Annotated in this window: 20 protein-coding genes; 14 read left to right on the forward strand and 6 right to left on the reverse strand. The window is 53.8% G+C overall.

Annotated elements, in window-relative coordinates:
• Positions 1-11: 11 nt before the first annotated feature.
• Both J3482_RS10100 and J3482_RS10105 read left to right on the forward strand, forming a co-directional pair.
• Positions 12-1238, forward strand: coding sequence for an NAD(P)-dependent malic enzyme (locus tag J3482_RS10100; protein WP_146823795.1), 1227 nt, complete (start codon positions 12-14; stop codon positions 1236-1238).
• A 71-nt stretch (positions 1239-1309) separates the two neighbouring features.
• A complete protein-coding gene (locus tag J3482_RS10105; protein WP_146823796.1) occupies positions 1310-2185 on the forward strand; it encodes a proline iminopeptidase-family hydrolase in 876 nt (291 codons plus the stop codon).
• Positions 2186-2218: 33 nt separating this feature from the next.
• Here J3482_RS10105 and J3482_RS10110 read toward each other — a convergent pair whose 3' ends face one another.
• Positions 2219-2722: a hypothetical protein gene (locus J3482_RS10110; RefSeq protein ID WP_146823797.1), complete on the reverse strand. Its 504-nt coding sequence runs from the start codon at positions 2720-2722 to the stop codon at positions 2219-2221.
• Between the two features lie 419 nt (positions 2723-3141).
• Here J3482_RS10110 and J3482_RS10115 point away from each other — a divergent pair, with 419 nt between their 5' ends.
• The 3 genes from J3482_RS10115 (at position 3142) to J3482_RS10125 (ending at position 5623) form a co-directional block, all read left to right on the forward strand.
• Positions 3142-4089: a peptidyl-prolyl cis-trans isomerase gene (locus J3482_RS10115; protein WP_223204204.1), complete on the forward strand. Its 948-nt coding sequence runs from the start codon at positions 3142-3144 to the stop codon at positions 4087-4089.
• A gap of 396 nt (positions 4090-4485) precedes the next feature.
• Entirely contained in the window at positions 4486-4968 is a 483-nt protein-coding gene (locus J3482_RS20905; RefSeq protein ID WP_146823798.1) for a MarR family transcriptional regulator, read from the forward strand.
• Positions 4969-4981: 13 nt separating this feature from the next.
• Positions 4982-5623, forward strand: coding sequence for an FMN-dependent NADH-azoreductase (locus J3482_RS10125; RefSeq protein WP_146823799.1), 642 nt, complete (start codon positions 4982-4984; stop codon positions 5621-5623).
• Between the two features lie 100 nt (positions 5624-5723).
• Here the strand turns inward: J3482_RS10125 and J3482_RS10130 are convergent, their stop codons facing one another.
• A complete protein-coding gene (locus tag J3482_RS10130; RefSeq protein WP_188332301.1) occupies positions 5724-6977 on the reverse strand; it encodes an MFS transporter in 1254 nt (417 codons plus the stop codon).
• A gap of 343 nt (positions 6978-7320) precedes the next feature.
• Here J3482_RS10130 and J3482_RS10135 point away from each other — a divergent pair, with 343 nt between their 5' ends.
• Complete coding sequence (locus J3482_RS10135; protein WP_146823801.1) at positions 7321-7797, forward strand: hypothetical protein; 477 nt, start codon at positions 7321-7323, stop codon at positions 7795-7797.
• Between the two features lie 191 nt (positions 7798-7988).
• Positions 7989-8375, forward strand: coding sequence for an aspartate 1-decarboxylase (gene panD / locus J3482_RS10140; protein ID WP_146823819.1), 387 nt, complete (start codon positions 7989-7991; stop codon positions 8373-8375).
• Positions 8376-8447: 72 nt separating this feature from the next.
• Here panD and J3482_RS10145 read toward each other — a convergent pair whose 3' ends face one another.
• The gene (locus tag J3482_RS10145) at positions 8448-8669 is read right to left on the reverse strand and encodes a DUF378 domain-containing protein (protein WP_146823802.1); all 222 of its coding nucleotides are present in this window, start codon (positions 8667-8669) and stop codon (positions 8448-8450) included.
• Positions 8670-8932: 263 nt separating this feature from the next.
• Here J3482_RS10145 and lysA point away from each other — a divergent pair, with 263 nt between their 5' ends.
• Positions 8933-10276, forward strand: coding sequence for a diaminopimelate decarboxylase (lysA, locus tag J3482_RS10150; RefSeq protein WP_438938584.1), 1344 nt, complete (start codon positions 8933-8935; stop codon positions 10274-10276).
• A gap of 241 nt (positions 10277-10517) precedes the next feature.
• On the forward strand, positions 10518-12041 hold the full coding sequence (locus tag J3482_RS10155; protein WP_146823803.1) for a fumarate hydratase: 1524 nt from the start codon (positions 10518-10520) through the stop codon (positions 12039-12041).
• Between the two features lie 70 nt (positions 12042-12111).
• On the opposite strand, the gene J3482_RS10160 is transcribed toward J3482_RS10155, so the two are convergent.
• Complete coding sequence (locus J3482_RS10160) at positions 12112-13455, reverse strand: MATE family efflux transporter (protein ID WP_223204202.1); 1344 nt, start codon at positions 13453-13455, stop codon at positions 12112-12114.
• A gap of 249 nt (positions 13456-13704) precedes the next feature.
• Between J3482_RS10160 and J3482_RS10165 the strand changes: the two genes are divergently transcribed.
• Together J3482_RS10165 and pepF are read left to right on the forward strand one after the other, a co-directional pair.
• Positions 13705-15456, forward strand: a complete 1752-nt coding sequence (locus tag J3482_RS10165) for a pyrimidine-nucleoside phosphorylase (protein ID WP_206922360.1) — start codon at positions 13705-13707, stop codon at positions 15454-15456.
• A gap of 26 nt (positions 15457-15482) precedes the next feature.
• The gene (pepF, locus tag J3482_RS10170) at positions 15483-17336 is read left to right on the forward strand and encodes an oligoendopeptidase F (RefSeq protein ID WP_146823806.1); all 1854 of its coding nucleotides are present in this window, start codon (positions 15483-15485) and stop codon (positions 17334-17336) included.
• A gap of 228 nt (positions 17337-17564) precedes the next feature.
• Here the strand turns inward: pepF and J3482_RS10175 are convergent, their stop codons facing one another.
• Together J3482_RS10175 and J3482_RS10180 are read right to left on the reverse strand one after the other, a co-directional pair.
• Complete coding sequence (locus tag J3482_RS10175) at positions 17565-18812, reverse strand: sensor histidine kinase (RefSeq protein WP_146823807.1); 1248 nt, start codon at positions 18810-18812, stop codon at positions 17565-17567.
• Between the two features lie 181 nt (positions 18813-18993).
• On the reverse strand, positions 18994-19818 hold the full coding sequence (locus tag J3482_RS10180; protein WP_146823808.1) for a pyrroline-5-carboxylate reductase dimerization domain-containing protein: 825 nt from the start codon (positions 19816-19818) through the stop codon (positions 18994-18996).
• Positions 19819-20053: 235 nt separating this feature from the next.
• Between J3482_RS10180 and J3482_RS10185 the strand changes: the two genes are divergently transcribed.
• Genes J3482_RS10185 through gpmI form a run of 3 tightly spaced genes read left to right on the forward strand, consistent with a single transcriptional unit; the run spans position 20054 to position 23642 of the window.
• The gene (locus tag J3482_RS10185; protein ID WP_146823809.1) at positions 20054-21241 is read left to right on the forward strand and encodes a phosphoglycerate kinase; all 1188 of its coding nucleotides are present in this window, start codon (positions 20054-20056) and stop codon (positions 21239-21241) included.
• Positions 21242-21300: 59 nt separating this feature from the next.
• Positions 21301-22071 (forward strand): triose-phosphate isomerase, encoded by a 771-nt coding sequence (gene tpiA / locus J3482_RS10190; RefSeq protein WP_040441381.1) that lies wholly within the window; start codon positions 21301-21303, stop codon positions 22069-22071.
• Positions 22068-23642, forward strand: coding sequence for a 2,3-bisphosphoglycerate-independent phosphoglycerate mutase (gene gpmI / locus J3482_RS10195; protein WP_206922361.1), 1575 nt, complete (start codon positions 22068-22070; stop codon positions 23640-23642). Before tpiA ends, gpmI begins: the two co-directional genes overlap by 4 nt.
• Positions 23643-23654 lie beyond the last annotated feature (12 nt).

Consider the following 23654-nt stretch of genomic DNA (forward strand, 5'->3'; position numbering starts at 1 on the left):
GGAACGTGGATATGTCCTTAAAGGAAGAGGCGCTAGAGCTACACCGCTTACATGTCGGCAAGTTGGCTGTGACGCCGAAAATGAATGTCGAGACGGAACGCGATTTGAGTTTGGCTTATTCGCCGGGTGTTGCAGAGCCTTGTAAAGAGATTCAGCGGAATGCGGAAATGAGTTACGAATACACGGGCAAAGGCAACACTATCGCAATCGTGACGAATGGTACTGCAGTCTTGGGGCTTGGTAACATTGGCGCAGCGGCTGCGCTGCCTGTGATGGAAGGCAAGGCGGTTTTATTCAAGCGATTCGCTGGCGTGGATGCGTTCCCGATTTGCATTAACTCGGAAGATCCCGATGAGGTCGTCCGAACTGTCAAACTGCTGGAGAGCCAATTTGGCGGTGTCAATCTAGAAGATATCGCGGCGCCGACGTGTTTCGAAATTGAGCAAAGGCTGATTGAGGAGACCAATATTCCAATCTTCCATGATGACCAACACGGTACCGCCATTGTTACTGCCGCCGCATTGATGAATGCGCTTAAATTGGCAGGCAAGGCGGTGGATAGTGTGCGCGTCGTCGTCAATGGCGCCGGAGCCGCTGGCGTGGCCACGGTGGATTTACTCTTGTCGATGGGGATTCACGACATTGTCTTGTGTGACACGCGGGGCGCGATTTATGCGGGGCGAAGCGAAGGCATGAATCCGATGAAGGAGGCCTTGGCGAAGCGGACGAACATATTTAAGTTGCGGGGGTCACTCGCTGAGGTCATTGTCGACGCAGACGTCTTTATTGGCGTGTCTGTCGCCGATGCGCTGACGCCGGAGATGGTGCAGGCTATGGCGCCGGATAGGATTATATTCGCCATGGCAAATCCCGACCCGGAGATTCTACCGGAGGTCGCGAGGGACTTGGGCGTTTTGGTGATTGGGACCGGTCGGTCGGATTATCCGAACCAAGTGAACAACGTGTTGGCGTTCCCGGGTGTCTTTCGCGGCGTTCTCGACGTGCGGGCCAGTCGCATCACATTAGGTATGAAAGCGGCTGCAGCCAACGCGATTGCCAACTTGGTGTCCGAGTCCGAATTGCGCCCGGATTACGTCATCCCCAAACCGTTTCACGCGCAGGTGGCGCCGTCGGTCGCAGAAGCCGTGGCCCAGGCTGCCATTGCGGAAGGTGTGGCGCGTCGGATGGTTCGTCCGCAAGAGGTGTTTGAACGCACGACGTCGTTGGTGCGCGTGTAAGCTGGTTCCCATACCTGTCGGACGGGGGTATGATGAGCTAGTAATCACCTGCGATGGGAGACATGACGGGCATGCATAAAGAAGGGTTTGTGGAAGTAGAGGGCGGGCGCGTTTGGTATCAAATCAACGGGCGTGAATCCGGTGTCCCGCTCGTCGGTTTACATGGTGGCCCAGGAGGTTCTTCAGTCGGCATGGAGCGGCTGTTGGCGCTATCCGACGACAGACCAGTTGTCCTGTATGACCAACTGGGGTCCGGCAAGTCTGACCGCCCGTCTGACGCGTCGCTCTGGCGCGTAGATCGGTTTGTTCGCGAACTCGCCACCTTGCGTTCAGCGCTTGGCCTCGAACAGGTACATTTACTGGGACATTCGTGGGGGACCATGCTGTTGGCAGATTACTTGTTGACGCAGCCAACGGGTGTTGTCAGTGCGATTTTTTCGAGTCCTTGTTTGAGTGCGCCGCGTTGGGTAGCCGACGCGGATAGGCTGCGACTCGATTTGCCTGCCGACGTTCAGCAGGTTCTCACCGAGTGCGAGGCGACGGGCAACACGAAGTCTCAAGCGTACAAACAGGCAACCGAAGTGTACATGAAAAAGCACGTGTGTCGGGTCGAGATTTCCCCAGAGGAACGCGCGCGAAGGGATGCCGCCTTTGGGGAGGAGGTCTATAACGCGATGTGGGGACCTTCCGAATTTCACGCCACAGGCACCCTGAAGACGTATGACCGAACGGATAGGTTGCACGAAATTACGGTTCCAGCACTCTTTACTTGTGGTCGCTACGATGAGGCGAGTCCTGAGTCGACTAAGTATTATCAATCGCTAGTCCCAGGTGCCAAGTATCACGTATTTGAAGAGAGTTCCCATTCGGCCATGCGCGAGCAGCCGGAGGAATATCTCCGTGTGATTCGCAATTTCGTCGCTCGTGTCGAGCGGACCAACGCGTAATTGACAAAGGAATAGGCATGCCGATAGGGTTCATCACGACAAGCTTCGCGGACGTTCGTTGTGCAGACGCGGATTGATGAGTGTAGCTGGCATTGGCGTCAGCACCGGTCCCGTTTCTTGGCGCGATTTGCCCGATTCGGCGGCTCGCTCCTTAAATTCGCTGATTTCCTTGTGATAGATGTCGAGAGACGTGCCAATTTCGTGGATTTTTTGCTGTAGCACGCTCAACTCTTGCAGTTTTCGGTTCGCCTCCTGTAGTTCCGCCAGCAGTTTTCGGTTGACAGCAGTTGCAGGGTTGCGGTGCTTTGTGACAGGTTTTGTGGCACGAGGCTTCCGCTGGGATGCCCCTGTCCTCAAATCAGGTTTGCCAGTTGCACTCGTTTTTGCGACGTGCGCATCTTTTCCAGGATTCTTCCTGCGCTTTCCATTACTTTGTACACTCGACCCAGGCGCATCTTCTTTTGATAAGCGGGATTGCGCATCGTAATATGCGCGAATCAGCATCGGAAGCCAACGCAATCTATCGAACCGAGCCACTAAGATTCCCCCTTCGTCGTTCGTTTAGTTTATTCTCCGACATGCTATTTGCGTAGAGGACGAACGTCTAGTGGACTGTTGTTCCAGTGCGTTTGCGAACATCACGCCAATTCTCATCGGTCTTGCTCGGGGAATGTTGCAAAAGTTTGTGCAGGGGGTCATGGAGGGGAGTCATATCCCGGTTACCCGTATAAATCCATAGCACGCCAGAACATTCTAGGACAGGATACCCATTCGTCACTCTTATATGGGAGAAGGTGACATAGGTGTCAGGTCAAAAGTGGGGTAGGCGGGTATCTAGCAGATTGACGTTCATGGTAAGCTTCAACGTGTGTGGAATGTGATTTTCAATGAAAATTCCATATAAGTTTGGTACGCTGACGAACAGATGAATTTAGGAGGCAGTAAATTTGGTTGCAGTGAACAAGGTTCTGTCGCCCGTGATTGGTGCGCTGGTCGGCGCAGCGATTGTTGGGGGCATCTGGTATGGTACTTCGGCATCAAACAATCAAAATGCTGTTGTGGCAAAGGTGGACAACACGCCGATTACAAGGTCACAGCTGTTGGCAGAGTCCGAGTCGTACGCTGGATCGAGTATGTTATCGCAATTAATCACGAATCAATTGGTGCTCGACGCAGCACAGCAGCAGAACATCAAGGCATCGGATGCTGAGGTCAATCAGGCCTTACTGGGCCTGGAGCAGCAAAATGGTATCACGAGCGACAGCCAGCTCAATGAGTTGCTGCAGCAAAGTCACATGACGAAGGATCAGCTGATGACGCAGTTGAAGGTTGAAGTCCTCGGTCAAAAGCTTGCGGAAAGCAAGGTAAAAGTGACGGACAAGCAGATTCAGAGTTACTACAACAAAAACAAGAGCAGCCTGACGACACCGGAAAAGCGGTCGATTTCGGATATTGTCGTCAAGACGAAGTCGAAGGCTCAGGATATAGAAAATCAGTTGAAGCAAGGCAAGGATTTCGCAACGCTGGCTAAGTCGAATTCGATTGACAGTGTCACGAAATCGAAGGGCGGCGCGATGGGTTCCTTCACGCAAACTGACTTGCAGAGTCAGTACCCGGAGATTGCTTCGCAGGCGTTTAAGTTGAGTCAGGGTGCGGTCAGTGATCCGATTAAGGTCAGCGATGGCTACGAGTTGATTAAAGTGACGAAGATCACACCTGCCAAGACGCCAACTTTGGCACAGGCGAAGAGTGAGATTACGACCGCACTAAAGGAACAGAACGCCGAGTCCCCGCAACAGTTATATGCGGATTTGGCGAAGAAGGCGAACATTCAAATTCTCGACAGTAGTTACGCGTCAGTGAAGGATTCCATCGAGAACCCGCAGCCTACGACAATGAGTTAAAGGTGCGCGTGTGGATGGTTTGGCTTACAGGACAGAGTTGCCTCGACAGCAGCGTCGGGGCAACTTTTTTATCAAATGCGCCGTAAAACCTCTAGCTTTAGCTATGGTGATATAAGGCGCAGGTGAATCCATGAGGAAAGCGTATAAATTCAAATTCTCATTGTGAAGAACGGTAGTAAAAGGCAATTCATGCACTGGCGAAGCTACACGAGCATATCGCGAATCAACGCAAGGAATCCGCGCACAAGGCGTGGGGAGTGGTCACTGCCTCCCGGATGTCCCGGTTGCATTTCCGTGATTCGATAGGCGCACGATTTTGTCGTTGTTTGACTTGACAATATGCATAAACGCTTGCATGATGTTTCCTGGGAATCAATATAAGGTGGTGATATTTCCGTGGTGCTCCCTGATGAAGTGGCACGAATGTGGGAAGTGGTCGTGCATCACTTAGAACAGGAAAAAGACCGAAACGTGGCGCGCCTGATGGAGGCGTTCAGTGAAAAGCAATTTGGCTCAACCGATGGATATCAGTTGTCGGAAATTCATGTTATTGATCTCATAGGCAACATGGAGAACCCAAATGTCACTGCTATCGCGGAACGGATGCATATGACGCGTGGGGCTATCTCGAAGATTGCTAGCAAGTTAAAGCAACGTGGAGACATTGAGAGTTTTCAGCTCCCGGACAATCAGAAAAATCTGTATTTCCGATTGACCCGTCGGGGGCAACGCATTCGGCGTTTGCACGCAGACATCCATGCACAAGCTGAGAAGCGGGTTGTAAACTTTTTCTCCCGGTATGCGCCGGAAGAGCTACAGGTTATTCAGACGTTTTTGTCTGACGTTTCTAAACACATTGAGGACATGCTGGTTGAATAGGAAGCATTGTACGATGGCGACTGTACTGTATATTATGGCACATCCACTCTCTCAAATACAGGAGAACGAGTCGAATTGTTTGTCCGTTGGTCGAGCGTTTATTACTGAATATCAAGCTGCGCATCCAAACGATGAGGTTGTAGAACTCAATTTGTATCAGATGGATGTGCCCCCAATCGACCAAGATGTCTTTATGGGCTGGAAAAAGGCCCGAAAGGGACGGGAAGTCGAGTTGACCGAAGATGAACGGAAGAAATTAGCTCGACACACAGAGCTTGTCGATCAATTTATTGGCGCGGATAAGTACGTGATTGTGAATCCGATGTGGAACAAACTTTTCCCACCGATTTTGAAACAGTACATTGATACGCTATGCGTAGCGCGAAAGACCTTCACGTACACGGCAGATGGACCAATTGGTTTGCTTGGTGAGAAGAAGCTGCTTCATATTCAATCGCAGGGTGGCATTTACTCAAGCGGGCCTCTCGCCGGCGAGGAGATGGGACATCGATATATCACCCTGGTGTGTGAAATTCTTGGAATTACTGACGCCGGTGTTTTATTTATTGAGGGTCAAGACCAATATCCGGATAGGGCGGATGTAATCCGCCGGGAAGCGATTGAGCGGGCAAAACAAGCCGCAAAAGTATTTTAATGACTGTTTTGTTTCTTGGGAAACGTTTCGTTCAGGAGGCCGCCGGGCCCCCTGCCGGGGATCCGGCACCGCCTCCGGACGCTGCTACTACGGACCATCGTCAGTTCACATCACAGTTCCCCGACTTTTCTTGGGCATGGTGTATCGCGGCGCTTCGTCGTTGCTTCCATAACCAAATCGGGAAGCCGATAACTACGCCGAACAGGACGAGGCCACTGCACCAATGAAAGGTCTGGATGGTGCTACTTCTGCTCGACACGTAACCGAATAGAGGGAAGATAGCAACCATGAACAGTGAGAAGGCAGTCGAGTTTCCCGATAGCAACGTGGCGCGTAGAGAACCGGGGAGCAGGGTGTTTAGCGACTTGTCGATGAGCGGCTCAGCTGTGCTGCCCATTGCCTGTGACAACAGATAGCCGAACGCCTTGCAAAATGGTGGGAGCCAGGCGAATAGTGCGAGGCCGCTCGCGGTGAGTATCACGATGCCCGGAATGTGTAATTTTCGGGTAATAGTGGCCGATGCGACGGATGCGATTGCACTCGCCGCACACTCTACGCCCATTAAGATGCCAACGGATTGTGTCGACCAACCGACGTCATGCAAGAGCGATTGCCCATAGAAGGAAAACGTCGCGATACATCCTGAGAGTGTTGCACTAAAGGCGATCCAACGACGATATGCGCTATTTTTGCTGGCGAATCGCGCGGATGTCATCAACATGTCTATTAAGGACGGCGTAGCTGCCGCCAGGGTATGCGCAGACGCCTTCGATTCCTTTCGGCGAGGTGTACTCAGAAACAAGCTACATGTAGCGCTGAGCAGATTGGCGAGGGTGAATAAGCCATAGACGGCTGCCCAGTTCCATGCAGCGAGCCAACCTCCGAGTCCTTCTGCCAGGCCGAGTGCCAGAATCTGCGTGGCATATAGGCGACCGCTTAGGGACTGATAGTGATTTACATTGCCGCTAGATAGCGCCGTTTCATACGTAAGCGCCATGTCGCTTCCATTGGCAAGGGTGATTTGAACTCCGCGAAATACAAAGGCGCTAAAGGCACCCAGAGTGACGTATGGGAGAAGCGAGCACGCGCAATACATGGCGCCTGCGATGCCGCTCAGAAAGAGCGAATACTTCCAACCGATTTTATCCGCGAGTATGCCCATCGGAATGTCTAGCAGAAGGGACACCAGGTGTAACAGTGCTTCAAGTAGGCCAATTACGAACAAATTTAATCCGCGATGTTCCCAATAAATCACCCACAGCGCACCGTCAAACCATAGGTGTGAAGTCACTTGGAACAAGTACAGTAGGGTGATATTGCGGCGATACAAGGACTTGGCATGAGATGTTTGCAAGAAAGCAACCTCCATTTCGTTGAGTCGACGTCGATGATTTGCCCTGACGCGACGACGAAACTGGATGCGCTACTCTGCGAGGGAACCGCTAAGTGCGCGAACAGCCGGAGTCGCCGAAAAAGGGCAGACGAATCCCGTTGAACGCCACTCTAGGTCCAAATTGAAGTACGTAATACTGCCGGGCAGATGGCTTCACGCTGTTCGCACTCCTCTCGAATAAAATGTGAATTTAGAATAGAGGCGCGATGGGTAGTTGTCAATCCACAAACTGTACAGTGGAGGATTTCGGAAGCATGATTTCGTGCGTAAGTGGACAATCTTCCAGTAAAAAGGGGCGGATGAAATGGAGGATTTGCAACAGGCGATTGCCGAGATCAAGATGACGGCTGCAATGCGGTTGCAGCAGGGGATAGCGAATCCAAAGATGCCATTACCACCGACCAAAGACCAGCAGGCGATGGAAGCCATGCTACGCCAATTGGCAGAGGCGTTGGTTGGCGCAGATAAAGATGTCCAGGTCACAGTGACGGGTGGACAGAGTCCGGGGCTTGTGGCGGGATTTTTCGACGCGCACTTCAATACGCCGCGGTTCATTGTCAAGACCACTTGGACAACAAACGGCGTTCAGGTGTCCGTGACCGATGGCAAGTGGGAGCAATTGCCGAATCAAAATGGACTTTGGGCAGATTGGACGGATGAACGAGTGGTATTCCAAGGTGCATTTTCAGAATCGGTGATTCGCAGAACATTAGAAACTGGTTTTTTGAATTGGTATCAACGCGTGAAAATGGATGGTCACATGGGTATCCCTGTTCAGTGATAACGCGTCACATACGGCCATCGTACAAACCATTCATCCAGTGTAAATACTGGTGAAGCTACTTGTGACGATTGGCGGATGAGAACTGGCGCTGTATACTTGCTGTCGGAGGACAGCCGATGATTTGGCGTTCTACTGTTTTGTGGAGTGCGGAGTTGCTGCGTGATCCACGAAGGAGCGCATTTGGACAGATGTTTAGAACAATGATGAAATCAAAAATCCACCGGGCGACGGTTACGGAAGCGGACTTGAATTACGTTGGCAGTATTACGATTGATTCGGATTTATTAAAGGCAGTGGATATCCTTCCGAACGAGAAGGTGCTTGTCGTCAATAACAACAACGGAGAGCGGTTCGAGACGTACGCGATTGCGGGGGAAGCTGGCAGTGGGCAGATTTGCGCGAATGGCGCTGCCGCACGCCTGGTCCAGCCAGGAGACCTCGTCATTATCATGGCTTTTGCCATGTTGTCGGAGGACGAACTGAAGGACTTCACACCAAAGGTCGCATTTATGAACCCAGACAATACGATTGCGGAATTGGTTCATTCGGAGAATCCACAAACGAAATTTGTGTGAATTTGATACAATGCAAAAACAGGCTGATTGAGGCGCATCGCCACGAATCAGCCTGTTTTTGTAAGGATTCGGTCAGGCGTCGCTCCGCGTGCCGGTGCCGGATTTGGCGATGATCGAAATCAGCTGCCACAAGGCGCCAAGGCCGACGACAGCGTAGATGGTTCGGCTTAGGCCGGACATTGGTCCGAACAGTGTGTCTACGAGGTTATAATTGAAGAAGCCAATCAATCCCCAGTTCAGACCGCCGATGAGCATTAATACCCAGGCTATCCAGTCAATTGCGTTCCACCGCATATCCCTTCACCCTCCTTCGGGGAATTTGGCATTTGTCAAGGTTAGCGTTTGATGAATTTACGTTCCTTATGCGAGTATTCGCCACATGCGTGGATTTGTGCGGCAATCGCACGTACGTCTGTGTTCAGCGTTCTGTGGCATCGACAAGACAGTACCATTAGCGCTTTCCAGATAACTGACCGTATGCAGGCCCACCTTACTGTGGTATAGTAGTGCATTAAAGAAAAGAGATAGTGTGAGGAGCAGCGAGGGAGCGAAGAGAAATGGCATTTGAGGAGCAAACGGCGGTTCGGGCTGGTGCATTTCTGCCGGCGCGTATGCAAATTGGCGATAATCATCATTTGTATATCGGGGGCTGTGATGCAGTAGAACTGGCCAAATCGTACGGGACGCCCTTGATTGTCTATGACGAAAAGCTCATTCGCACGACGATTCAAGCGTTTCATGAGGTGTTTCGCCGCGCAGGCGTGCCTTATCAGATATCGTATGCTAGTAAGGCTTTTTGTACGATGGCTATGTGTCAGTTGGTCTACCAAGAGGGCTGTGGCATAGATGTCGTCTCTGGCGGGGAACTTTATACCGCACTCGAGAGTGGGGTACCCGCTAGCGCTATTCATTTACACGGCAACAACAAGACGCCCGACGAGTTGGGATTTGCCGTCGACGTGGGGATTGGCGCGATTATCGTCGACAATTTTTTTGAAATCGCCCTCCTGCAGGACATCGCTGCAAAATCTAATCGCATCGTCGATGTTCTCATTCGCGTCGCGCCTGGCGTCGAGGCCCATACGCACGAATTTATTGCGACCGGCGGACAGGACAGCAAATTCGGGTTTGACCTCGCCAGTGACCAAGCCCATATGGCCTTGCGCCAACTGGCGGACGCCGAAAATTTGCGGTGTGTGGGGTTGCATTCGCATATCGGATCGCAAATTTTCGATGTCGACGGCTTTGTCGTCGCCGTGGAACGACTGGCGGACTTGTATCAGTACGGCGTGCGCGAACTAGCCCTCCCGCTGACGGTGCTTAACGTCGGCGGGGGCTTTGGCATTCGCTATACGGACGAAGACGCGCCGCCGGTCGCAGAGACGCTCTCCGCCATCATTGCGGCGACGCGTCAAACCTTTGAAGCCCGAGATTTGGATTTCCCCACGCTGTGGATTGAACCGGGTCGCAGTATTGCTGGGCCGGCAGGCACCACGTTATATCAGATTGGCAGTCAAAAGCGAATCCCAGGGATTCGGAATTATCTGGCGGTTGATGGCGGCATGACGGACAATCCAAGACTTGCGCTTTACGGCGCCAAGTATCACGCGGTGTATGCCAATCGCGCCGATGCCGAACCGGAGGACACGTGGTCGGTAGCCGGGAAGTGCTGCGAGAGCGGCGATATGCTCATTTGGGATGCAGAATTGCCGAACCCTAAACCGGATGACATTCTCGCCGTGTTTGCGACGGGCGCGTATAACTACAGTATGGCGAGCCACTATAATCGCATCCCCAAACCCGCTGTGGTATTCGCTCGGGATGGCGTGGCGACAGTCGTCGTGGAGCGGGAAACCTGGTCAGATCTCATCCGCAAAGACAGGCGACTTACCGATTTGTAAGCGAATTTTATCCGCGAAGAAATATCAAAAAACACCCTACTGCGTTTCGGTAGGGTGTTTTTTCACGACGTAGCTTGTGACCCATGCCGTCGCGTCGAACAGATGCTATGGATAAACGGCGGGTATGCGCTTTTGGGGGAAATAAGGGAGAAAGGGGGGAGCGCGATGAATTGCGGACGGATCGTGCTATAATTTTTATGGATTGTGTTCGCAATTGGGAATTGCGAGAGGAGGAATTTTTGTGGCAGCAAAGGACAGCTTGCTACAACTCATCACGGAGACGTCGACGAACTTGCCTCCAGACGTGCGCCGGGCGATTAAAAAGGCGCAGATTCAAGAGGAATTCGGTTCACGGGCGGCACTAGCGCTCAATACCATCGTGGACAACATTGTCTCCGCAGAGGAGGACGTGCAACCTATTTGCCAGGACACCGGTATGCCGACGTTTATCGTCCACTGTCCGGTTGGGTTCAACCAGATTCAGTTCCAGCGGGACATTGAGGAAGCTATCGTCGAAGCGACCAAGCTCGGGAAGCTGCGTCCCAACTCGGTTGATCCGCTGACGGGCAAAAATACCGGCAACAATCTGGGGGAAGGCGTACCCGTCGTCCATTTTCATCAGTGGGCGCGCGATGACGTCGAGGTTAAGCTGATTCTCAAAGGTGGCGGCTGTGAAAATAAGAACATTCAGTACGCGCTGCCGACGGAGCTTCCGGGCCTAGGCCGTGCAGGCCGCGATTTGGAAGGTGTGCGCAAGTGTATCTTGCACGCAGTATATCAGGCGCAGGGACAAGGCTGTAGCGCTGGTTTCATCGGTGTGGGTATCGGCGGTGACAGGACCTCCGGTTATGATCTCGCCAAGGAGCAACTGTTCCGTCCGCTCGACGACGTCAATCCAAACGAGACGCTCGCCGAACTTGAAAATTACATCATGGAGACCGCCAATCGCCTCGAAATTGGCACGATGGGCTTTGGTGGCAAAGTGACCCTGCTCGGTTGCAAAATTGGTGTGCGCAACCGTATTCCGGCCAGCTTCTACGTATCGGTCGCGTACAATTGTTGGGCGTTTCGCCGCTTAGGTGTGGTGCTAGATCCAAAGACGGGCGACATCAAACAGTGGCTCTATCGCGACTATGAGGAAACATTGCAACGTCCAGAGAATGCGTTTTCGACGGATGGCGCAATTGTCTTGCAGGCGCCGATTTCTGAAGAGCAAATCCGCTCTTTGAAGGTGGGGGATGTCGTCCTCATCAAGGGTGAGATGCATACTGGCCGTGACGAAATTCACAAGTATTTGATGAAGCACGACGCCCCGGTGGATCTCAACGGCGGGATTCTTTATCACTGTGGTCCGGTGATGCTGCAGGATGACGATGGTACATGGCACGTCAAGGCTGCTGGTCCGACGACGAGTTCCCGCGAGGAGCCTTACCAGGCGGACATCATTGAGAAGTTTGGCATACGGGCGGTCATTGGTAAAGGCGGTATGGGACAAAAAACTTCGGATGGTCTGAAAAAATCAGGCGCCGTTTATTTGAATGCCATCGGTGGTGCTGCACAGTTTTATGCGAACTGCGTCAAGGCAGTCAAAGGGGTTCATTTCATCGAGGAATTCGGCGTTCCCGAAGCGATGTGGCATCTCGAAGTTGAAGGGTTCCCGGCCATTGTCACGATGGACGCTCACGGCAACAGCTTGCACAAGGAAGTTGCCGAGGACTCCATGGTCAAGTTAGAGGAGCTCAAAGACCCGGTTTTTGCTTCGTAATCATAAACTTTGTGAATGGTCAACCGGTCAGGTATGTGTCTGCCTGGCCGGTGTGACTGCGTGTGATTTGTTAGCCCCGGCGCAAGCGTTTTGCGCGGCGAAGGACACTCAGCGTCATTTCGGCGTACGGACGCAAATCGTCCTTGCGAATGTAGAGTAGGTCGCGGCCTTTGCGTCCTGACGTGCGTGCGTACCAAAATACGTAGGTGAGCAATTCTGCCGTATACGCGATGGTCGACGAGATAGACGCGCCATACATGCCAAGAAGCGGAATCAGGACAAGGCAGATGAGTGCGTTGAGTGCAATCATCAGTATGTTGACGATAAGCAGCGTCACAGGTTTGCCTTTTGAGTTCGTGAAGTACTGTGAAATGAGTGTTGACACCGTCTTCAAAACCAATCCGGGCAGGAGAATATAAAATGGTCCCACCGAACCGCCGTATTTGTGAACGCCATACATCAGCACCAGGACAGGCATCAAGATAGCGAGACCGAGGGCGGTGATGATGGATGTGATGAGCGTTTGACGGGACGCGTTTTCGGTGACGAGACCCGCTTCGTCGCCACTGCTAGCCGACATGCGGCGAAAGACGACCGTCGAGATGGATTGGCTCAGCGTGATGAGGATTTCGGCGGCAGACACCGCGATGCCGTACACGGAAATCATGCGCCGTGTCGCGTCGTCGTATGGAAGAACCCAGCCAATCATCCAGAAATCGATGCGTAGGTTTACATAGCCAGACAATAAGGCGAGAGAGGACCATGTGCCAAACCCTAGAAATGCCCTCCACTCTTTGCTGTGCCATTTCCACTTCAGGCTTTCGCCCCAGTTCATGTGGCGGTAAACTGCAACCAGCGTGGCCACGACAGAGATGGCCCACGAGAGGATCCAGATCTGGTAAGTCCACAATAGACGCGTGTGTTCACCTGCATGCCGGTGAAACAGAATGTACCCCAGATAGATGACGAGAAATGCTACGGCCTGCAGGATGTTGGCTATGTTCAGCTCTTGAATGGCGTTCAGTGCATTGAGCAAGCGGCTTCCGTAGCCGAACAAAAACGTCAGTGGCATACCGATGAGACTGAATAGCAGAATCGTCGACGGATGGCCGAACCAAATGATAAGACCTGCCACAATCCAGACAAGAATACTAAACAGGAACATCACAAAGTTGCCCATTTGCACAATTTGTGTGCCTTCTTCTGGGCGGCGCGGGAGAGAGCGAGAAAAGTAATTCGAGTAACCACCGGCAAAGCGTTGACCGCTCGTTGCATAGGTGGTCGAGCGTTGAAAGTCACCTCGGTCTCCGGGATAGAGGAGGTAACGCGCAGTAATGACGCTGGTTGCAAAGGTCAACACAGCGGACAGACCGCGAAATACAAACGTGAGAAATACCGTTTTTCGTCCGTTCAAAGAGGCTTCACTCCGGCTTGTCAGCGTGCATGTGTAGGCCAACTTCTGGCCACACAAACTCATAGATAGTGTACCATTTGTACATCAATTGCGACTCAAAATCGCGTTGGCAGGAAGATTATGCTACCATCAGACCACAAGCGCAACAAACCAAGGGAATGAAACCCCGGTTTCCGGGGGATTTTCCTCCGAATTAATTCGTGTCGCGAAAATGGTTTGTTGACTCCATGACTCGGAGGAGGCGCAAGCATGCGGGCGGTTGATGTCATTGATAAAAAACGCCGTGGTCTTGCCTTGACAAAGGATGAAATGCACGCGCTCGTAGATGGGTACCTTCGCGGGGACGTGCCAGACTATCAAATGAGTGCATTTTTGATGGCAGTTGTATGGCGAGGGATGAACACGCATGAAATGACTGATTTTACGCAATTGATGGCGGCTTCTGGAGATCAGTTAGACCTAAGTGACATTCCCGGAGTAAAAGTAGATAAACATAGTACAGGCGGCGTGGGCGATAAGACCACATTGGTGCTTGCGCCGATGCTCGCTGCAATTGGTGTTCCTGTTGCAAAAATGTCAGGGCGCGGTTTAGGGCATACCGGTGGCACGATTGATAAACTCGAGTCGATTCCGGGCTTTCAGACAGCCCTTTCAACAGATGCGTTCAGGGCGCAGGTCAAGCGCATTGGTGTTGCGGTGGCCGGGCAGACGGGCGACTTAGCACCTGCAGATAAACGGATTTACGCGTTGCGGGACGTGACGGCCACAGTCGAGTCAATTCCGCTTATCGCGAGTTCTATTATGAGTAAGAAGCTGGCCAGTGGCGCCGACGCGATTGTGCTCGACGTGAAGGTTGGCGATGGTGCGTTTATGAAGACACAGGCGGACGCGGAGCGCTTGGCGCGCACGATGGTCGGCATTGGCAATCGCGCAGGTCGACAGACGGTTGCGGTGTTATCCAGCATGGAGGAGCCGCTCGGGCATAGTATCGGCAACGCGCTTGAGGTCAAAGAGGCGATTGCCACGCTGCGCCACGAGGGGCCGGACGACCTGACCGAGGTGTGCCTTACGCTTGGTGCAGAGATGGCGGTGTTGGCGGGTGTCGCGACCACCCAGGAAGAGGCGAGACAGAAACTCGAGGCGGCACTTCGAGATGGGTCTGCACTGAAAAAGTTCGAGGAATTCGTCGTGGCGCAGGGTGGGGACGGAACAATCGTCCATCACCCGGAAAAACTACCACAAGCCCCCATTGTCAAGGCGATGCGCGCGTTCCGTCGCGGCTACATTGCGAGCCTGCCAGCGCTGCGCTTTGGCGAAGCGGCGATGCGCTTGGGTGCTGGACGGGCGACCAAGGAGGATGTAATTGATCCTGCGGTCGGGATTGTCGTGCGCGCCCACATCGGCGATTTCGTGGACGAGGGCGATGTCTTGCTCGAAGTACACGCCAGTACGGAAGCAGCTGCCGATGCTTGTATCGCGGAGTTAGCCGATGTGATTGTCCAGCAGGAAGCACAGGTGGAGAAACCGGCACTTGTCCTTGGCTACATTCGCGATGGAGAGGCGAATGTGGCGGACGCCTGGGAAGCGGAATTGCTGCAGGCGGCGATGGAAGCGCGCGGCAAAGCGTATGTTCCGTATTCGAAATTTGCCGTCGGTGCAGCGCTGCAGACAGCGGACGGTCGTGTCGTCCAAGGTGCGAATATCGAGAACGCGTCGTTTGGTTTGACAAACTGTGCGGAACGCAGCGCGGTGTTTCACTTGATGAGCTCGCGGACGGAGGAGAAGGTCGAAATTACGGCGGTGGCGGTCGTCGCGGATTCGCCCGAACCGGTCGCACCATGTGGCGCTTGTCGCCAAGTGTTGGCCGAATTCTGCAAACCAAGCACACCCGTCGTGCTTGCGAATGTGCGCGGGGATACGCTGCGCACGACCGTTGGCGAACTGTTGCCGGGCGCTTTCACGCCGGAGCAGATGGCATACGCGCAGTCGGCGGAGCAATAACGAACGAAGATGAGGAGGGTGTCTAAATGCTGAGATGGAACTGGGCGAGTTTACAACCACTTGCAAAGGCCGATGCGGATAACGCCAAGAAGGTGCGGTCGCGGGACGAAATTGACGACAAATATAAGTGGAATCTCGCCGCGATTTATCCGAGCCAAGAAGCCTGGGAAAAAGACGCAGAGAAATTGGAGCAGTTGCTCGCCAAGTTTACGGCGATGCAAGGAACCTTAAGTGAGTCAAGTGACAAGTTGCTTCAGGCTTTCCGGCTGGACGACGAAATTGGTCAGGTGTCCGGTAAGCTGTATGTGTACGCCAAAATGCACTTGGATGAGGATACGTCGAACGCCGAAGCCCAGGCTTTGCAAGACCGGGCATTTAGCTTACTTGTGAAGGTGCAAGCGGCAATGGCGTTCTTCACGCCGGAAATTCTCGCCATTGATGAGGCGAAACTGCAGGCGATGCTCGATGAGAACAAAGATCTGCAGTTGTATCGGTTTGCGTTGCAGGAAATCACGCGGGAGAAAGAGCACGTCTTAAGCCCGGAACAAGAACAATTGTTAGCGTCGTTTGGCGAGGTATTGCATGCGCCAAGCGAGATTTTCTCGATGTTCAACAACGCAGATATGGTTTTCCCCACGATTCGCGACGAAGACGGCGAAGAAGTGGAAATTACGCACGGACGCTATATTCAATTGCTGGAAAGCAAGAACCGCGACGTGCGTAAAAACGCGTTTGAAGCCGTCTATGCGACATATGCGAAGCACCGGAACACGGTGAGCGCGATTTATTCCGCCAACGTCAAACGAGGTGTCGTCAATGCGCGCGTGCGCAATTTTCCGTCTGCCCGTGCGGCGTCTTTGCACTCGGACAATGTACCGATTGCGGTGTACGACAATCTGGTCGACACCGTACACGAATTCCTCCCGTCGCTGCACAAATATCTGAAGCTGCGGGCGAAAGTATTGGGCTTAAGCGACCTTCAAATGTACGATCTCTACACCCCAATGGTACAGGACATCGACTGGAAGGTCCCGTACGAAGACGCGAAACAGACGGTCCTCAAAGCGGTTCAAGTGCTTGGGGAAGACTACCGCAACATCGCCGAAAGTGGCCTGAACAGCGGTTGGGTCGATGTTTACGAGAACAAGGGCAAGCGCAGCGGGGCTTACTCTTGGGGGGCGTACGGCACGCATCCGTATATGCTCTTAAATTATCATGATTCGCTCGACAACATGTTCACCCTCGCCCACGAGTTGGGGCACTCGATGCACAGTTATTTTTCGCGCAAGACGCAGCCATACGTCTACTCCGATTACACGATTTTCGTCGCGGAAGTGGCGTCGACTTGCAACGAAGCGCTGCTGCTCGACTATTTGCTCAAGACGACGGACGACAAGACCAAACGCGCGTATCTAATCAACCATCAGTTAGAGACGATTCGCGGGACGTTGTATCGGCAGACGATGTTCGCTGAGTTCGAAAAACTGACGCACGAACGCGTCGAAGAGGGCGGCGCCCTGACCACGGAATGGTTGGATGAAACGTACTACGGGCTGAATCAGGCGTTTTTTGGCGCGGCATGCAATGTCAACGAGCAGATTGCCTACGAGTGGATGCGGATACCGCACTTTTATACACCGTTTTACGTCTATAAGTATGCGACGGGTATCTCGGCGGCCATCGCGTTGTCGCGTCGCATTTTGACGGAAGGCGATGCGGCTGTGAAAGATTATTTGTCGTTCCTCTCCTCCGGCAGTTCCGATTACTCCATCGAACTGCTGCGTAAAGCAGGTGTCGACATGGCGTCGCCAGAACCTGTGCAAGAAGCGTTGCGCGAGTTCGATAAGTTGGTCGACGAGTTGGCGTCGCTCATTCAATAAGGCGCGATTGGATAGGGCAAGGGTCTGGTGCCACTCGTGTTTACCGGCAATTGGCATCGTATCCGTGCGCTAAGATGCGAGGGAATTGGGGCTGTCTGGGAAGTCCGTCATAAGACGGCTGCCGGGACGGCCCCGTTTGTTGCTTTCTGGGAAGGGAAGCGTAGTGGTTCAGTGCATCCACGGGCGCATCCGCGAAGCCAATGCCGCCATGCGAGCGTCATCATCATCTCACGATCTCGGCAGGTACACGGTCACCGTCGTCCCCTCGCCGACGGTCGAGTCGACCTGAAGGTGGCCGCGGTGCGCCTCGATGATATGCTTGCTGACGAACATTCCGAGGCCTGTCCCATTTGACTTCGTCGTCTGAAACGGGCGGAACAGGTGGTGCATGTCGGAGATGCCACAGCCGTTGTCGCGGATGGTGATGGTGACGTAATCAGCGAACTCCTGCAACACAATGTCGACGACGCCATCTTTGTCACAAGCGTGGACGGCGTTTTGCAACAAGTTGATGAGCACTTGCTTGATGCGGTTTTCCTGTACGGAGAGGTAAACGCAGGTCGAGGGAACCTTGTAATTCAACAGAACCCCGCACAGGCTTGCCTCTGGGCGCAAAAATTGATAGACCGAGTAGGTCACGTCGCGGATGTCGACGAATTCGAGCGATTCGTCATCCGGGCGGGCCATCCCCATAAAATCCTGCAAAAGCGTGTGAATTCTGTCCAACTCGCGAATCGTCAACTCGACAAACTCTTTGTCCTCGGGTTCGCAGCGCTGCTCGAATAGTTGCAGAAACCCGCGAGCCGTCGTGAGCGGATTGCGAATTTCGTGTGCAATGCCCGCGCTGAGAGAGGCGAGGGAGCGATTCTTTTCAAATTCGGTCAATTGATTCTCTAGTTTTTCGCCTTTGTCTGAAACGTAGCGTCCACCTGCAGCCATCAGGTCCAGCGAACACATTCGCTCAATCGCGTACACCGCCGTTCCCAACATGCTGTGGAGGTGCGCTTGGTCGTACGTTTTCGGGATGGAGAGAATCAACTTAAAATGCGCCAAGGCCACCGGTTGGCTGAATTCCGCGGCGGCGCTCCACCAGTCGTTCCCAAGGTCGAATACGCACACAGGCTGTACAGAGCCGACAGGCACATGCGCCGACGTCGCACTGACTCGATAGGGCTGTCCAATCTGCTTTTGCAGCAGAGGTTTCAGTTGGGACAGTCCACCACGCGGTTCGATGACGTCGAGAATGATGTTGTTGGCGTCTAGTAATAGGGCGAAAAATGGCGACGACCACGGCATATCCACAAAGAACTGACAGATAATTTGCCGAAGCGATTCGTAACCGCTCTGGTGTCGAGCCAAGTTTTGCTCGCCCGTTTGGCTGTTGACGGTCGAGGTGTGGTGTTCACACGCCGCAACCCTTTGTTCGATGGTTGATTTTGAGATAGTCATGCTTGATTTATTCATCGCAAGGCTCAATGGTCAAAAGCCACCTTTAAGAGTTGTCCAACACAACGACCTCCTCGCAAAGGGAACGATTTCCCCCCTTACTCAGAGGCCAGTGGGCGCTGTATACCATGTTCTCGCAAGTTTATTATGCTGTGATGGCGAAAATCAGACAAGCGATATTACGAAGATTCCTATCTTTCGACAAAGGTTGTCATGATTCGTCGTACATCGGGAGTGGGTCGGGAATCGGGACTCGATGACCGGTTTGTGCGTAGCGCGCCGTCTCCGCGTGTAAACGTGAGAACAGGTGCAGGGGGAGGTTCTCCATCGCGAGAATGCCTCTATCTGTCACGCCGCCCTTTACGCGGATGCGCGAGACGATGTCGTCGAACGAAATTCCCGCGTCGAGCAGTGCCGCCAGGCCGACTATCATCTCCTTGAGAATCATCTCCGCCGTGCTGCGTTCCAGCGCGCCTGTCTGCGCGGCGGCTTTTGCCCATGCCTGACAAACGGTGACGAGGAAGGCTGGCCCGCAACTCGATAAATCCGAACAGACGCGTACTTGACCTTCATCGATAATCAGCGGGCTGCCAATGGTACCGAGTCGATTTTCGAGTGCTGATTTACTCGCGCCGTCGACATCGCGCGGGTAGGATAACAGGATGATTCCACGGTGTACTGTTTGTGTCAGGCTGGGAATCAGTTTGACCGGCGTGGCGGGGGTCAGTTCGCGCCAGCGGTCGAGATCGATATTGCTGATAGTGGTTACGAGCAGTTGCTCGCGCCGCAGTTTGGTACCCAGGGTTCGGACTAACTCGAGGCCGTCTTTTCCTTTCGTGCAGAGAAATACCGCATCGACTCGTTCAATTAACGTCTGCCAGTCGTCACAGACGACGATGTTCGTCAAACCTGCTGCGACCGCTTCTGCTTTCGCGCGGGAGCGGTTGTACACGTAGACGTTCTCTGGTGCCGTCTCGGCGAAGGCGCGTGCGAGCATGCCGCCCATCTGTCCCGTTCCAATGATTCCAATCTGCAAGGGTCGTCACCTCCGCAAGTGTCGCTTTGATGATGTCTATTCAACCGCAGGTGCGGATAGTCGTCGACAGCAAGTCCTTCACTTTTACTTTTTTCGGCTTGTACTGGTCTGGTACAATAATCTAGGTGGTTCAATCAGGACAAATGTTGGCGGCGCTTTGTAATGAAATGTAAGATGGAGCCAAGTACAGAACATCTTGAACTAGCGTTTGGAGAAAAGAATGGAGGCGCCCTTTGTGGCAAAGAAGACCATTGAAGATGTACAGTGGCAAGGAAAGCGCGCGCTCGTTCGCGTGGATTTCAACGTGCCGATGAACGACGCGTTGGAGATTACCGACGACACCCGGATTCGCGCGGCGCTTCCGACGATTACATACCTCGCGGGGCACGGCGCCAAGGTCATTTTGATGAGTCACCTTGGCCGCCCGAAAGGCGAACGCAATGAAAAGTATTCGCTGCAACCCGTAGCAGAACATTTGCAAGGCCTCTTGTCAGGCATCAAGGTCTCGTTTGTGGACGACTGTGTTGGCGACAAGGTAAAAGCAGCGGTTGAAGCACTTCGAGATGGCGATGTGCTGGTGCTCGAGAACGTGCGGTTTTATGCAGGCGAAGAGAAAAACGACAAAGACTTGGCACAGGCTTTTGCCGAACTCGGCGACGTGTTTGTCAATGACGCGTTTGGTACGGCTCACCGCGCGCATGCGTCTACCGCAGGTGTGGCGGCGTACTTGCCAAGCGTCGCTGGCTTTTTGATGGAGAAAGAAGTCAGTATCATGGGCGAAGCGCTGGCGAATCCGAAGCGTCCGTTTGTCGCTATCATCGGTGGGGCGAAGGTGTCCGATAAAATCAACGTAATTGAAAACTTGTTGCCAAAAGTCGATGCGCTGTTGATTGGTGGCGGCATGGCGAATACGTTCCTCGCCGTTCAGGGCAATGACATGGCAAAATCGCTCGTCGAAGCGGATGCGCTGGATACGGCTCGCAAGTTACTCGACTTGGCCAAAGAACACAATAGCCGGCTGTTGCTGCCGACCGACGTGGTGGCTGCGAAACAGTTTGCTGCCGATGCGGAGTACACAGTGCGCAAGGTGAGCGAATTGGCGCCGGACGAAATGGCGCTCGATATTGGCCCGGATAGCATCAAGGCCTTCCAAAAAGAGATTCAGGGTGCCAAAACGGTCATATGGAACGGGCCGATGGGCGTGTTTGAAATGCCGGCTTTTGCCAAAGGTACGTTCGCGATTGCAGAAGCCATGGTGGAAGCCGACGCGACGACGATTGTCGGCGGCGGAGACTCGGTTGCAGCGGTCGAACAGGCGGGGGTCGCCGAGAAGATGTCGCATGTGTCGACGGGCGGTGGCGCGTCGCTTGAATTTTTGGAAGGTAAGACCCTTCCCGGTGTAGCGGCTATCGAGGACAAGTAATCGCCGCGCGCGACAGTCTGACAGCGTGCGGACAACAGGATTCGAAAGGCGGGATTCCAGTGGCGAGAACACCCTTGCTGATGGGGAACTGGAAGATGTATAAAACCGTTGCAGAAGCGCGGGCTTTTGCTGAGGAACTGGGGCAGCACTCGCAAGCGCTTGGTACGGCTGTGGACTATGCAATTTGTGCGCCATTTACCAGCCTGCACGTGCTGCGCGTGATGCTGCCAGCACAGGTGAAAATGGGCGCCCAGAACGTGTACCCGGAAAAGGAGGGGGCATTTACGGGCGAAATTTCACCGCTGATGCTTGCCGAATTCGGGACGCAATACGTCCTGGCTGGACATTCTGAGCGCCGCACGCTGTTTGGCGAATCCGACCAGATGGTCAATCATAAGGTGCGTGCTATTGTCGACGCAGGGATGATTCCCGTGCTGTGTGTCGGTGAAAACTTGTCGCAAAAGGAAAGTGGGCAAACACAAGCTATCGTCTCGGGTCAGGTGACCCAGGGTATCGCGGGTCTCTCGAGCGACGCAGTCGCGCGAGCAGTCATTGCCTACGAACCAGTCTGGGCTATCGGATCCGGCAAGACGGCGACGGCAGAGGACGCCGAAACGGTGGCACGGGAAATTCGCAGCGTGATTGCCGAGCACGTAGACGCCGCCGCCGCGAATGCCGTTCGCATCTTGTACGGTGGCAGTGTCAAGCCGGACAACATCGCAGGGTTCATTCAACAACCGAATATCGACGGCGCCTTGGTCGGCGGAGCGAGCCTCAAAGCCTCGTCGTTCGTCGAGATGGCGTCGGCTATCGGAGGTGCGCTCGCATGAGCGAAGGGACATTTGAACGCAAAGCGCGCCCGAGTGGGTCGGGGCCAGTGGCCTTGATAATTCTGGACGGCTTTGGCTTGAATCCAGAGCGGGAGGGCAACGCGGTCGCGCTTGCCAACACTCCGACGCTCGATAAGTTGTGGGCGACATACCCACATACCACGTTGTTGGCCAGTGGTGAGGCTGTGGGATTGCCAGAGGGCCAATTTGGAAACTCTGAGGTTGGACACTCCAATATTGGCGCAGGTCGTATTCTGTACCAAGAATTGACCAAGATTAACAAAGCCATTCGCGAGGGCGACTTCTTTGAGAACGAAGTGCTCAAGCGCGTGATGAACGCCGTCAACCGAAACGATAAAACCTTGCACTTGTGTGGGTTGATTTCGGATGGTGGCGTGCACAGCCATATCAATCACGCACTTGCCCTATTACGCATGGCCGCGGGGCTCGACGTCAAGAAGGTCGTGCTTCACGCGTTTCTCGATGGTCGCGACACCGCACCGAAGACAGGCGCCGAGTTCATCGAACGCGTGCAGGCATTGATGGATGACCTTGGCACGGGCGTCATCGGCAGTGTTGTGGGTCGTTATTACGCGATGGATCGCGACAAGCGCTGGGAACGCGTCAGTCGCGCGTACAACGCCATGGTTCACGGCGAAGGCGAACACGTACGCGATGTCGTTGGCGCGATTCGTGACAGCTATGAGAAAGACGTGACCGACGAGTTCGTGTTGCCGATTATTCAAGTGGACGCAAAAGGGGAACCGGTAGGCAAAATTGCCGATGGCGATGGATTGGTCTTCTTCAACTTCCGTCCGGACCGCGCAATCCAGCTGTCGCAGGCGTTCACCAACGACGATTTTAGCGGTTTTGACCGCGGAGAGAACCCACCGAAGGTGGATTTTGTCTCGATGGTGAAGTTCAGCGACACGGTGGGTGGCCAGATTGCCTATCCGCCGACCAGTCCGAAGAACACGTACGGCGAGGTCGTCTCGGCGGCGGGATTGCGCCAACTCCGTATTGCAGAAACCGAAAAGTTCCCGCACGTGACGTTTTTCTTCTCCGGCGGCCGGGAACAGGAGTTTCCTGGCGAGGAACGTGTTCTCATCAATTCGCCGAAGGTCGCTACATACGACTTGAAGCCGGAGATGAGCGCGTACGAAGTGGCCGACGCGGCAGCGAAGCGGCTGCGTAGTGGCGAGATCGACACGATGATTTTGAACTTCGCCAATCCAGACATGGTCGGTCATACCGGCGTGTTGGAAGCGGCTATCAAGGCGTGCGAGGCAGTGGACGAGTGTCTGAATACGGTGCTTGAAGCGCTCGCGGAGGTCAATGGGGTCGCGCTGGTGACAGCTGATCACGGCAATGCCGACATTATGGTCTTTCCGGACACGCAGGAAGTGTGCACGACGCATACGACCAATCCGGTGCCATTCGTCATTATGAAACCTGGGGTCGAGTTGCGCGAAGACGGTGTGTTGGCGGATTTGGCGCCAACGATGCTGAGCCTGCTCGGCGTGAAGCAGCCGGAGGAAATGACCGGAAAATCGCTCATTGTCAATGGGTAAACCCCTGGGTGA

The organism is Alicyclobacillus suci (genome assembly GCF_017329615.1).
GTDB classification, from domain to species: domain Bacteria; phylum Bacillota; class Bacilli; order Alicyclobacillales; family Alicyclobacillaceae; genus Alicyclobacillus; species Alicyclobacillus suci.